This window comes from Pseudomonas brassicae (assembly GCF_010671725.1).
Taxonomy (GTDB): Bacteria; Pseudomonadota; Gammaproteobacteria; order Pseudomonadales; family Pseudomonadaceae; genus Aquipseudomonas; species Aquipseudomonas brassicae.
Genome location: NZ_JAAHBU010000319.1, coordinates 1 through 11,192, shown reverse-complemented (window position 1 = coordinate 11,192; position 11,192 = coordinate 1). Strand labels below are relative to the sequence as shown.

Below are 11,192 nucleotides of genomic sequence, written 5' to 3'. Positions count from 1 at the left end.
GGCCGGCGGCGCGCGCCAGCGACCATGGCGTTGACTGGATGATCGATGGCCGCCTTGGCCGAGTCGGGCATGTTGATCAGTGCATTGAGCACGATCGGCGCACCGCACAGATGGGTGACCTGGTGTTCGCGGATCAGCGTGAGGATTTTTTGCGGGTCGACGGCGCAGGAACACATGGGTGCCTGCCAGCGCCGTGACCGTCCATGGGTAGCACCAGCCATTGCAGTGGAACATGGGCAAGGTCCACAGGTACACCGGGTGGTTGCCCATGGCCCAGGTCATCTGGTTGCCCAGCGCGTTGAGGTAGGCACCGCGGTGGTGGTAGACCACGCCCTTGGGGTTGCCGGTGGTGCCCGAGGTGTAGCTCAGCGAGATCGCCTGCCATTCGTCTTCGGGCCACTGCCAGACGAACTCGGGATCGCCCTCGGCGAGAAAGGCTTCATAGTCCAGCTCACTGGCTGCGCGACCTTCGCCGTACTCCGGATCGTCCACATCGATCACCAGTGGCGGATGCGCCATCAGTGCCAGTGCGGCCTCGATCACCGTGTGGAACTCGCGGTCCGTGATCAGCACCTTGGCTTCACCGTGCTCGAGCATGAACGCGATGGCCTCGGCATCCAGGCGTACATTGAGCGCATTGAGCACGGCACCGCTCATCGGCACGCCAAAATGAGCCTCCAGCATGGCCGGGATGTTGGGCAGCATCACCGCGACCGTATCGCCCTGACCGATGCCGCGGCCAGCCAGCGCGCTGGCCAGGCGCCGGCAGCGCTGGTAGGTTTCCTGCCAGTTGCGGCGGATGGCCCCGTGGATCACGGCCGGGTAGGCACCGTAGACCGCTGCGGTGCGTTCGATGAAGCTCAGCGGGGAAAGCGCGACATGGTTGACGGTGGCGGGCTGCAGGCCCTGGGAGAAGATCGACATGAACGTATCCTGTGCAGGAGGCAGCCGCGACCGGGCGCTGGCTGAAACCTCCGATGGCTGATTGTTAGCTCTGATCAGGTTTCGTGAAGGCGACAGCAGGGGCGCCTTCGGTGTTACATATTTACGCTGTTGTCCATGCTACCTGGAAGATAGACTATAGCAATATGGTATAAGTACTATAAAAACGGAGCCAGACGTGATCCTTCCTCTCTCAGCCTTGCTGGTCAACGATCCGCAACCTGTGGTGGTGCTTGATGTATCGGCCCAGGCGGTGGCTGCCAATCCGGCGGTGCAGGCGTTGCTCCACGGCTGGCCCAGACCCTGCGTCACCACCTTGCTGCCCGCCAACCATGTGGCACTGGTGCAGGCTTGCCTGCAGCAGCAGCGAGCGATTGTCGAGGTCGAGGCGCGTGTCGGTGAGCAGATCCTGTTGTGGACCTTCATCCCGCTTGAAGGCAGCGAGCAGGTACTGGCGCGCTGTCGCGACGCCTCGGTGCAATGCTGGGCCGAGCGCGACGCCAGCCAGGCACGTCGTTTGTACCGCCTGATCACCGAAAACACCACCGACCTGATCTCCCGGCATACCCCCGACGGCTGTTTTCTCGACGCCTCGCCGGCGTCGTTCCGTCTGCTCGGCTACTGGCCCGAGGAGTTGCGCGGGGTGGCGGTGCAGTCACTGTTGCATCCTCAGGACTGCCAGCAGTCGTTGCTGCAGGCCTCCCAGGCACTCGAGCAGGATGGCTACCAGACCATGACCTGTCGGGTGCGCCACCGTGACGGTCGCGACCTGTGGTTCGAGATCGCCAGCCGTGCGATCCGCGAAACCTATACCGGCGCCGTGGTGGAAATCGTCAGCGTTTCGCGGGATATCACGGTGCGCGTCGAGGCCCAGGAAAACCGTCGACGCCTGGCCGAAGTCGTCGAAGCCAACACCGACCTGGTGATGTTCACTGACCCGGCCGGTCGGCTCACTTACCTCAACCGGTCGGCGCGTCGTGCGCTGGCGCTGCTGGAGGTGGAGTCGGTGCCGATGCTGCGCGAACTGCTCGACGCCGAGGCGTTGCGGCAGTTGGACACGCAGGGCTGGCAATGCGCGGAGCGCGAAGGGGTATGGCAGTGCGAGGCGCGCCTGACGCCTTACAACGCCACCGCAGCATTCCCGGTGTCGCTGGTGTTGCTGGCGCACCGTGCCACCGGCGGCGAGCGCTACTATTCGCTGGTGGCCCGCGACATGACCGAGCGCGAGCTGCGCGAACGCCAGCAGCGCCGGCATCAGGATGAACTGGCGCACACGGCGCGTCTGGTCACCCTGGGTGAACTGGCCTCGGGTATCGCCCACGAAATCAACCAGCCACTGGCGGCAGTGCTCAACTATGCCGGTGCCAGCCAGCGCTACCTGCAGGCGCTGGGACGTGACCCGCAAGCAGCCGCACGGGTTGCCCAAGGTTTGCAGCGTATTGCCGAACAGGCCACCCATGCCGCCGAAGTGATCAAGCGCTGCGTGCCTTTCTGCGCAAGGAGCCGCGCCGCCTCCAGGCGTTGAACGTCGCCGATGTGGCCCGCGAGGCAGTACGCCTGTGCGCCTGGGAAGCCGCCCAGGCCCAGGTGACGATCGAGCAGCGCATGCTCGACAACCTGCCGTCGGTGTATGCCGACCGGGTGCTGCTCGAACAGGTGCTGCTCAACCTGCTGCGCAATGCCATCGATGCCAACCGCGAGCGGCATGCGGGCCAGCCTTCGCACGTGCTTATCAGTGCTGAGCAGGCGGCCGGCTGGCTGCAGATCCAGGTGATTGACCAGGGGCCGGGGGTCGCTGGCGAACAGCTCGACGGGATCTTCACCCCGTTTACCACCAGCAAGCCCGATGGCCTGGGGCTGGGGCTGAGCATGAGCCGCAGTATTGTCGAGGGCTTTGGCGGTACGCTGCATGCGCAGCCCGGTGATACGGGCGGATTGATTTTGTGTTGTCGGCTGGCGCCGGTGGCGCGAGTATGAACAAGGGGAGTTTCATGCAGGAACCTAAGGTCTACGTGGTCGACGACGACCAAGGCATGCTCGACTCCACCGTCTGGCTACTGGAGTCGGTGGGCTTGCAGGCACTGCCGTTCACCAGTGGCCAGGCTTTTCTGGCCGCGTGCGAGGTGGCATTGCCAGCCTGTGTGCTGCTGGACGTGCGCATGCCGGGCATGGGCGGGCTGAGCGTGCAGGAAGCCTTGCGGGCCAGGGGCGCGCAGGTGCCGGTGATTTTCGTCAGCGGGCATGCCGACGTACCGATCGTGGTGCGAGCGTTCAAGGCCGGGGCGATCGACTTCATCGAGAAGCCCTACAACGACCAGTTGCTGCTCGACAGCGTGCAAGAGGCACTGGGCCGTTCATCGCGAGTACAGGTCAGCAGTCGTCAGCGTGACGAGGTGCAGGCCCGTATCGACAGCCTTACCCCGCGCGAGCGCGATGTATTCGTGCCACTGGTGCAGGGCTATACGAATAGGCAGGTCGCCGAGCAACTGCAGGTGAGCGTCAAGACCGTGGACCTGTACCGTTCGCGTGTGATGAAGCGTATGCACGCCGAACACCTCCCGGACCTGGTGGGCATGGCCGTGGCGTGCGGGGTGGTGGATCCGTTGCAACTGCGTTGAGGGTGACGCCGGCAGGCGGGCCCCGCTAGGAGCCGGCCTTGCCGGCGAAAGGGTGTTAGGAGCGGCGTCCCAGCAGCAGCCCCACCACCAGCCCGAAGCCTGCGGAAATCGCCACGGTCTGCCACGGATGGCCACCAATGTAATCCTGGGTCGCATCGACCACCGGCTTGGCCTTCTCGCGTACGCCGCCCACGGCATCACGGGCCTGCTTGAGCTTGAGCCCCACCTGCGCGCGCAGTGTTTCGGCTTCTTCGCCGACCAGTGCGGCGCTGTCCTTGAGCAGCTTTTCAGATTCTTCGATCAATGCCTGCAACTCACTGAAGGCTTGATCCTTGATCTGCTCGGCATCGGCTTGCACGGTGCTTTTCCTGGCCATGTACACTTCCTCGTTGAATGATGGTGACTGTTCAATGGATGCCTGTGTGCGCGGAAAGTTGCAGCGCCTTGGCGGTGGTCTGTGGCTAGGGTGTAAGATAGCGCCCATTTTCAAGCGGCAGGAATACCCCCATGAGTTTCAATCTGGCCAACATGAGCTTCGCCGAACGGGCGCAGATCGAAGACGAGAAGTCGCGATTGTTCGAGCTCTGGCAATCGAACCTGGGCAAGGCCAAGGCCGAGGCCGCCCGGTTGATCAGCGAGAAACCGCGGCGCAAGGGCAAGTGGGCCGAATGGGTGCGCGCCGAACTGGACGGCATGTCGCCACCGGAGTTTGCCAACATGGTGCGCAGCGAAGTCAACAAGCTGATGGCGGCGGCCAAGTAGCCTCGGTGGGTGCCGCTACCAGGTGGTATCGGCCGGTTGTGGCAACTGCAGGCGCCCGTGGTCGGTAAAGCGCAGCGTGCCAAAGGCACCCCCGGCCAGCTTGCCGCGCAGTACGTAGGGCATGCCGTCAAGGTCGCGTACCCGGCTCAGCCCCACCGCCTGGCGCAGCATCGAAAACGCCGTGATGCTGACCGGTATGCTCACGATCCCTTCGTCATAGCGGCCAATGACGCCGCGTCGGTCACTGACCCCGGCTGCGAGAGGCTGGCCGTTGACCTCCAGGTTGAGTGCCACGCCGTTGTACTCGATTGGCGTTTCATTCGGGTTCTGCACCCGCAGCTTGATCGCCATGCGTATCTCCAGTTCCTGGCCCGGTAGTGGCTCGATGCCGATCACGCTGACCGTGACCGGGTCGCGCCCCTGCAGCAATGAGCAGCGCTCAGGCCCAATACCAGTGTCAGGCCCAGGCAACAGCGCAACAATTGACGCACGGTAAGGGGCATGGGGCGGGGCTCCGGTTCGGGGTTAGCCCTGAGTGTGGCAAATGCCCGGCGCAGTTGAAAGACGCAGTGTTGACGTAACAATCTGAATCATCTCCACGGACCTCGCGGCTTTCGCCGCGAACCTCTTGCGCCGTAGGCTATCCAACGCGAAAGGCCCCACCGAGCAGCGCAGGAGAACGACGCGATGAACCGATGGTTGCCGGCCTTGGTCGGCGCAGCACTGAGTATGGTGCTGGGTATGCCGGCGCAGGCGGCAGAGCCCGGTAATCCGTACCACGACCCGGTGCGCCGGGCCAACTCCAACTCCCAGCAGGGCACGGTGCGTTCCACCCCGGTGCTGCCTGGGCCTTCCACGCAACCCGTACCGCGCCCGCCTACCCTGGACAACCGTGGCATTGGCAATGGCGAAAACCTGCGTCGTGAGCAACAGGCCCCACGCCTGGAGCCCACCCGCCCACCGCGCGAATCCACGCGCACGCCTTGATTGCCACGGCTCATAGCAAGGAACCTGTCATGTCTTCACGCACCTGGTTAGTCACTCTCTGCGCGGTCGCACTGCTGCCGTTGGCCGCCACTGCAGCACCTGAGCGCAGTTTTCCCAGCGAGGAGGGCTCGCTCAAGGTCAGTACCCTGGCCACCGGCCTCAAAAACCCATGGGCGCTGGCGTTCCTGCCGGACGGTCAGGGCATGCTGGTTACCGAGCGTCAGGGCAACCTGCGCATTATCGGTGCCGACGGCAAGGTCGGCGCGCCCCTCAGTGGCGTACCGCAGGTGTGGGCCAAGGGGCAGGGCGGTCTGCTCGACGTGGCGCTGTCACCGCAGTTCAAGCAGGACCGCATGGTGTACCTGTCGTATGCCGAGGGCGGCGGCGAGGGCGACACGGCCGGTACTACCGTGGGTCGCGGCCGGCTTTCGGCCGACACCGTACGCCTTGAAGACTTCAATGTGATTTTCCGTCAGCAGCCCAAGCTCTCCAGCGGCAACCACTTCGGCTCGCGGCTGGTATTCGACCGCGATGGCTACCTGTTCATCGCGCTGGGCGAGAACAACCAACGGCCTACCGCGCAAGACCTCGACAAGTTGCAGGGCAAGGTGGTGCGTATCCTGCCTGACGGCCAGGTGCCCAAGGACAACCCGTTTGTCGGCCAGGACCACGTGCGCCCCGAGATCTGGTCATATGGCCATCGCAACCAGCAGGGCGCGGCGCTCAACCCCTGGACGGGCGAGCTGTGGACCGACGAGCATGGCCCACGTGGCGGCGACGAAATCAACATTCCCAAACCGGGCAAGAACTATGGCTGGCCGCTGGCGACCCACGGCATCAACTATTCGTTGCTGCCGATCCCTGAAGCCAAGGGTAAGCGTGTCGAAGGTGCGGTCGACCCGTTGCACGTGTGGGAGAAGTCGCCGGCGATCAGTGGCATGGCGTTCTATGACAACCCACGCTTCAAGGCCTGGGACCACAGCGTGTTCATTGGTGCGTTGGCGGCGCAGGAGGTGATCCGTCTGCAACTGGAGGGTGACAAGGTGGTGCATGAGGAGCGCATGCTTGGCGAGTTGAAGGCGCGAATCCGGGACGTACGGGTGGGGCCTGACGGGTTCTTGTATGTGCTGACAGACGAGACGGATGGGGCACTGCTCAAGGTGGGGCTGGAGCAGTAACGGCGGCGGCGCTTGGCGCAGAAGGCGCAAGCGCCACCAGCCCCCTTGTAATGCTACCCTTGGGCTTTTGCACAGGCCCGCGGCATGTCCAGCCTTACCCCGCTGTCGCTGTACCAGCAGTCCATCGAGCATGACGGCTTTGTGCCCGATACCGCTCAGCAGCAGGCGGCGGACTGCCTGCAGGCCTGCTTCGAAGCCCTGCAAGGTGGCGAGATCGGCCGTGGCGTGTACCTCTGGGGCCCGGTCGGGCGGGGCAAGACGTGGCTGATGGACCAGTTCCACCGCTGCCTGCAAGTGCCCGCACGCCGCCAGCACTTTCACCATTTCATGCGCTGGGTGCACCAGCGCCTGTTTCAGCTCAATGGTACCGCCGACCCCTTGCACGCCCTGGCACACTCGCTGGCCGAAGAGATCCGCGTGCTGTGCTTCGATGAACTGTTCGTCAACGACATTGGCGATGCGATCATTCTCGGACGCCTGTTCCAGGTGCTGTTCGACAGCGGCGTGGTGATCGTCGCCACCTCCAACGTGGCGCCGCAGCAGCTTTATGCCGACGGCTTCAATCGTGCACGCTTCGTCCCGGCCATTGCCGCCATCGAGCAACACATGCACGTGGTCACCGTGGACGGTGGCCAGGACCATCGCCTGCACCCGGGCGCGGCATTGCAGCGCTACTGGGTGGGCGCACCTGGTCAGCCCAGCGCACTGGTGCCGGTGTTCGAGCAGTTACGCGGGGATCAACCGGCCAGCAGCGATGACCTCAACCTGGGCTACCGCACGCTCAAGGTGGTACGCCGCAGCGCTTCGGTGGTGTGGTGCACCTATGCAGAGTTGTGCGAACAGCCGCTGGCGGCCATGGACTTCATGGCCCTGTGCGACTGTTGCAGTGCCATCGTGCTCAGCGATGTGCCCGCGCTTGGCGCCCGCCAGCGCGAGGCAAAGATCGCCCGCGGCACCGAAGATGGCGCTCAGCGTGTGGTTGCCGGTGACCGCGAACTGCCGCAGCTGTCGATCCATGACGACAGCGTGCGGCGCTTCATCGCGCTGGTCGACGAGTGCTACGACCGCCGCGTGGCGTTGTACGTGGAAGCCGAAGTGGCGCTCGAAGCACTCTACACTCAAGGGTACCTGGAGTTCCCGTTCCGGCGTACGCTCAGCCGTCTGCGGGAGATGCAATTGCAACGCTTCTGTTGAAGGGGGGCCGATCAACCTGCCAGCCACCCCAGCAACGCCTGATGGAAACGCTCCGGCGCCTCGATCTGTGGCGCATGGCCAAGCCCTGGGAACTCCACCAGCGTGCCCTGGGGGATGTCCTTGATCACCTGCTTGCCCAGTACCTTGTAGTGCCCCAGGCGAGCCTTGACCTCAGGCGCGGCGACGTCACTGCCGATGGCGGTGGTGTCGGCATCGCCGATCAGCAACAGGGTCGGCATCTGCAGGTGCTTGAACTCGTAGACCACCGGCTGGGTGAAGATCATGTCGTAGATCAGTGCCGAGTTCCACGCCACCGCTGCGTGCCCGGGCCCCCGGTTCAACCCCACCAGCATCTGCACCCAGCGTTCGTACTCCGGCTTCCAGCGCCCGGCGTAATAGGTGCTGCGCTCATAGTTGCGCACGCCCTCGGCATTCAGGGTGAGCTCGCGCGCATGCCACTGGTCGACGGTGCGATAGGGCACGCCCAGGGCCTTCCAGTCTTCCAGGCCGATCGGATTGACCATCGCCAGGCGCTCCACCTGGTGCGGGTACATCAGCGCATAGCGAGTGGCAAGCATGCCGCCAGTGGAATGCCCGAGCACGATGGCCTTGTCCACCTTCAGCTGTTTGAGCAGGGCCGCGGTATTGTCGGCCAGTTGCTGGAAGCTGTACTGGTAGTGGGCGGGCTTGCTTGAGGTGCAGAAGCCGATCTGGTCGACCGCCACAACCCGATAGCCGGCCTGGCTCAGCGCCTTGATCGAGTCTTCCCAGGTAAAGGCACAGAAGTTCTTGCCGTGCATCAGCACCACCGTGCGGCCGTTGGCGGTGCCCTCGGGGGCTACATCCAGGTAGCCCATCTGCAGCGCCTGGCCCTGGGATTGCAGCGCAAAGTGCTGCACCGTAAAGGGCGAGGGGAACGCTTCGAGGTGTTCGCCGTAGGTCGGCGCCTTGTCGGCGAAGGCATGGCTGCTGATCAGGCAGGCCAGGGCAAAGGCGGGTACGCGCAGCATCGGGACACTCCAGGGTGGGTGGGGCAGCCCCGGACTGTAGCAGGCCTTGCTGCAACGTTCAGCGGTGCACCCAGCCCAGGGTCAGCAGCACCAGCACCAGATAGCGCCCGGCCTTGGCCAGGGTCACCAGCAACACGAAGCGCCAGAAGGGCTCGCGCATGATCCCCGCGATCAAGGTCAGCGGATCGCCGATCACCGGCATCCAGCTGAGCAACAGCGACCATTGACCGTAGCGCTGGTAGCGCTGCTGGGCCCTTTCGAGCTGTGCAGCGCTGAAGGGAAACCAGCGCTTGTGGCGCAGGTGCTCGATCCCGCGCCCCATCAGCCAGTTGACCATCGAGCCCAGCACGTTGCCTGCGGTCGCGATCAGCAGCCACCACAGCCAGGCGTGGGGGCTGTGCAGCAATAGCCCGACCAGCACCGCTTCCGATTGCAGCGGCAGCAGCGTGGCGGCGCCAAAAGCGCTGAGGAACAGCCCCCAGCTGCTCAGCATGCGGCAAGACTCACGGGTAGTTGGCGAGTACTTCGTCGGTACCGTCCTGCGTCAGGCCGATGACCTGGTAGGCATCCTTGTGATCGCCCATTTCCATGCCCGGCGAGCCCATCGGCATGCCCGGCACCGCCAGGCCGCGCAGGTCGGGGCGCTTGCCCAGCAGTTGGATCTGCTCGGCCGGCACATGGCCCTCGACGAACTTGCCGTCGATCACCCCGGTATGGCACGACGCCAGGCGTGGCGCAACGCCCAGGCGCTGCTTGAGCGCACTCATGTTCGGCTCGACATGGTCATTGACCGTGAAACCGTTATCACGCAGGTGGCTGATCCATTCCTTGCAGCAACCGCAATTGGGGTCGCGGTACACATCGATGGTCTGGGCCGCCTGGGCCAGGGTGCTGAGGGCCAGCAGGCCAGCGGCAATGAACGGGTGCTTGAACATGCGCAATCTCCGGGCCGTCCGGTGTGGGTGGCCCTTGGTTCGAATGGACGACGGTCGATAGGGTAACCGGCCTCATTGCTGGAGCATAGCGGGGTGAAGCTGACAGCAATCTGAGACGTGGATTACAGATTTGTAAGGTAGGGCGCTATCTGCGTGACCTGTAGGAGACGTCGCACCTCTAACCTCGGACGACGCCGTTTGGATCCTATCCTCGCGGTTGTCGCCAACGGACTGCCCTCGTCAATCAAGGAATCATGACCCATGCAGGCAATCAAGGCCTACTTCAAACGCCACGGTCACGAGCCGTTCAAACTGGGTGAAGGGCGCATCAGCGGCTACCTGTCGGCGATGCTTGGCCTGCTCAGCCTGCTGGCGGTGCTGTGCTTCCTGTTTCCGCAGTGGCTCACCTTCGGCGAGTTTCGCAAGGTCTACAGTGAACAGTTCGCCCGTACGCTATTGCTGATCGGCCTGGTGCTGGCCTTCAGCCTGGGCACCCTCAACATCCTGCTCAACCGGCGCAAGCGCCTGGGCATCACCGGCATCAGCGCGGCGGGCCTGGCGGTGTTTCTTGGCGGTACCAACATCCAGACCAAAACCATCGGCCAGACTCCGTATTCGCTGGGCCTGGACTGGTTCGTGCTGGCGCTGCTGGTGTCGGCGGTGATCTTCATCCCGCTGGAAAAGCTCTACGCCAAGGACTCGCAACAGAACATCCTGCGCCCGCAATGGCGTACCGACCTGAGCTACTTTTTCGTCAGCCACATGCTGGTGCAGTTCATCCTGATTTTCGTCACGGCGTCGTCCAGCTGGCTGGCCGGTTGGGTGTTGTCTGAGACCTTGCAGGCCAAGGTGCAGAGCTTGCCGATCGTGGTGCAGTTCTTGCTGGCGGTGTTCGTTGCCGACCTTGGCCAGTACTGGCTGCACCGTCTGTACCACGTGGTGCCGTGGATGTGGCGGTTCCATGCGGTGCACCATTCGAGCACCGCGATGGATTGGCTGGCGGGGTCGCGCATCCACTTCTGCGAAATCCTGCTGACCCGCACTGGTGTGCTGGTGCCTTTGATCCTGCTGGGTTTCTCGCCGCAGGCGATGAATGCCTACGTGATTCTGGTGGGGGTGCAGGCAGTATTGGCCCATGCCAATGTGCGCATCGATGGGGGCTGGTTGAACTACGTGCTGGTGATGCCGCGCTACCATCACTGGCACCATGCCCGGCACAAGGACTACATCTACAAGAACTACGCGATCCACTTGCCGTTGGTCGACATGCTGTTCGGCACGTTCAAGCTACCGCGCAAGGAATGGCCGACCCGTTACGGCGTATTCGGCAAGGAACTGCCTGAAGGCATCGTGCGACAGCACCTGTACCCCTTGCAGAAACCCGAGCCCAAGCCCTGAAAGGCTTGCACCACGGATATCCGGTGGCTGGCAGGGCACAGTGGTGTTGCAACGCTTGATAGCCCTTTGCCTGCCGCCACCGCCTGCGTTAGCCTTGCCCAGGTGAAAGCCATTGGGGGTCAGGAGTATCCATGGACAACGTGATCATCATTACCGGTGCCGGTCGCG

General features: G+C 63.9%; 11 protein-coding genes and 2 pseudogenes. 7 read left to right on the top strand and 6 right to left on the bottom strand.

Annotated features, from left to right (window positions below; all coding sequences use genetic code 11):
* Nucleotides 1–924, bottom strand: a pseudogene (locus G3436_RS20145) (AMP-binding protein); the annotation flags it as partial.
* A 196-nt stretch (nucleotides 925–1,120) separates the two neighbouring features.
* Between G3436_RS20145 and G3436_RS20140 the strand changes: the two are divergent.
* A pseudogene (locus tag G3436_RS20140) lies at nucleotides 1,121–2,919 on the top strand (PAS domain-containing sensor histidine kinase).
* Nucleotides 2,920–2,933: 14 nt separating this feature from the next.
* Entirely contained in the window at nucleotides 2,934–3,560 is a 627-nt protein-coding gene (locus G3436_RS20135) for a response regulator transcription factor (protein ID WP_163948605.1), read from the top strand.
* A gap of 55 nt (nucleotides 3,561–3,615) precedes the next feature.
* Here G3436_RS20135 and G3436_RS20130 read toward each other — a convergent pair whose 3' ends face one another.
* The gene (locus G3436_RS20130; protein ID WP_163948602.1) at nucleotides 3,616–3,936 is read right to left on the bottom strand and encodes an ElaB/YgaM/YqjD family protein; all 321 of its coding nucleotides are present in this window, start codon (nucleotides 3,934–3,936) and stop codon (nucleotides 3,616–3,618) included.
* A gap of 131 nt (nucleotides 3,937–4,067) precedes the next feature.
* Between G3436_RS20130 and G3436_RS20125 the strand changes: the two genes are divergently transcribed.
* Nucleotides 4,068–4,322, top strand: coding sequence for a hypothetical protein (locus tag G3436_RS20125; RefSeq protein WP_043861131.1), 255 nt, complete (start codon nucleotides 4,068–4,070; stop codon nucleotides 4,320–4,322).
* 15 nt (nucleotides 4,323–4,337) lie between these two features.
* On the opposite strand, the gene G3436_RS20120 is transcribed toward G3436_RS20125, so the two are convergent.
* Nucleotides 4,338–4,805 carry an LEA/WHy family protein gene (locus tag G3436_RS20120; RefSeq protein WP_338001296.1) on the bottom strand — a complete coding sequence of 156 codons (468 nt, stop codon included), beginning with the start codon at nucleotides 4,803–4,805 and terminating at the stop codon, nucleotides 4,338–4,340.
* 204 nt (nucleotides 4,806–5,009) lie between these two features.
* On the opposite strand from G3436_RS20120, the gene G3436_RS20115 reads away from it, so the two are divergent.
* The 3 genes from G3436_RS20115 to zapE all read left to right on the top strand — a co-directional run bounded on the left by G3436_RS20115 (nucleotide 5,010) and on the right by zapE (nucleotide 7,681).
* Complete coding sequence (locus tag G3436_RS20115; protein WP_163948599.1) at nucleotides 5,010–5,309, top strand: hypothetical protein; 300 nt, start codon at nucleotides 5,010–5,012, stop codon at nucleotides 5,307–5,309.
* A 29-nt stretch (nucleotides 5,310–5,338) separates the two neighbouring features.
* The gene (locus tag G3436_RS20110) at nucleotides 5,339–6,487 is read left to right on the top strand and encodes a PQQ-dependent sugar dehydrogenase (RefSeq protein WP_163948597.1); all 1,149 of its coding nucleotides are present in this window, start codon (nucleotides 5,339–5,341) and stop codon (nucleotides 6,485–6,487) included.
* A gap of 84 nt (nucleotides 6,488–6,571) precedes the next feature.
* Nucleotides 6,572–7,681, top strand: a complete 1,110-nt coding sequence (gene zapE, locus G3436_RS20105) for a cell division protein ZapE (RefSeq protein WP_163948594.1) — start codon at nucleotides 6,572–6,574, stop codon at nucleotides 7,679–7,681.
* A gap of 11 nt (nucleotides 7,682–7,692) precedes the next feature.
* On the opposite strand, the gene G3436_RS20100 is transcribed toward zapE, so the two are convergent.
* Genes G3436_RS20100 through G3436_RS20090 form a run of 3 tightly spaced genes read right to left on the bottom strand, consistent with a single transcriptional unit; the run spans nucleotide 7,693 to nucleotide 9,626 of the window.
* Nucleotides 7,693–8,691 (bottom strand): alpha/beta fold hydrolase, encoded by a 999-nt coding sequence (locus G3436_RS20100; protein WP_163948591.1) that lies wholly within the window; start codon nucleotides 8,689–8,691, stop codon nucleotides 7,693–7,695.
* Nucleotides 8,692–8,749: 58 nt separating this feature from the next.
* Nucleotides 8,750–9,184: a YqaA family protein gene (locus tag G3436_RS20095; protein WP_163948588.1), complete on the bottom strand. Its 435-nt coding sequence runs from the start codon at nucleotides 9,182–9,184 to the stop codon at nucleotides 8,750–8,752.
* A 10-nt stretch (nucleotides 9,185–9,194) separates the two neighbouring features.
* Nucleotides 9,195–9,626: a DUF411 domain-containing protein gene (locus tag G3436_RS20090; RefSeq protein WP_163948585.1), complete on the bottom strand. Its 432-nt coding sequence runs from the start codon at nucleotides 9,624–9,626 to the stop codon at nucleotides 9,195–9,197.
* Nucleotides 9,627–9,887: 261 nt separating this feature from the next.
* Between G3436_RS20090 and G3436_RS20085 the strand changes: the two genes are divergently transcribed.
* On the top strand, nucleotides 9,888–11,024 hold the full coding sequence (locus G3436_RS20085; RefSeq protein WP_163948583.1) for a sterol desaturase family protein: 1,137 nt from the start codon (nucleotides 9,888–9,890) through the stop codon (nucleotides 11,022–11,024).
* Nucleotides 11,025–11,192 lie beyond the last annotated feature (168 nt).

Coding starts and splice junctions, on each gene's coding strand:
- G3436_RS20135 (WP_163948605.1), top strand. CDS start 2,934: ATGCAGGAACCTAAGGTCTACGTGGTCGACGACGACCAAGGCATGCTC.
- G3436_RS20115 (WP_163948599.1), top strand. CDS start 5,010: ATGAACCGATGGTTGCCGGCCTTGGTCGGCGCAGCACTGAGTATGGTG.
- G3436_RS20085 (WP_163948583.1), top strand. CDS start 9,888: ATGCAGGCAATCAAGGCCTACTTCAAACGCCACGGTCACGAGCCGTTC.
- G3436_RS20100 (WP_163948591.1), bottom strand. CDS start 8,691: ATGCTGCGCGTACCCGCCTTTGCCCTGGCCTGCCTGATCAGCAGCCAT.
- zapE (WP_163948594.1), top strand. CDS start 6,572: ATGTCCAGCCTTACCCCGCTGTCGCTGTACCAGCAGTCCATCGAGCAT.
- G3436_RS20125 (WP_043861131.1), top strand. CDS start 4,068: ATGAGTTTCAATCTGGCCAACATGAGCTTCGCCGAACGGGCGCAGATC.
- G3436_RS20095 (WP_163948588.1), bottom strand. CDS start 9,184: ATGCTGAGCAGCTGGGGGCTGTTCCTCAGCGCTTTTGGCGCCGCCACG.
- G3436_RS20110 (WP_163948597.1), top strand. CDS start 5,339: ATGTCTTCACGCACCTGGTTAGTCACTCTCTGCGCGGTCGCACTGCTG.
- G3436_RS20090 (WP_163948585.1), bottom strand. CDS start 9,626: ATGTTCAAGCACCCGTTCATTGCCGCTGGCCTGCTGGCCCTCAGCACC.
- G3436_RS20130 (WP_163948602.1), bottom strand. CDS start 3,936: ATGGCCAGGAAAAGCACCGTGCAAGCCGATGCCGAGCAGATCAAGGAT.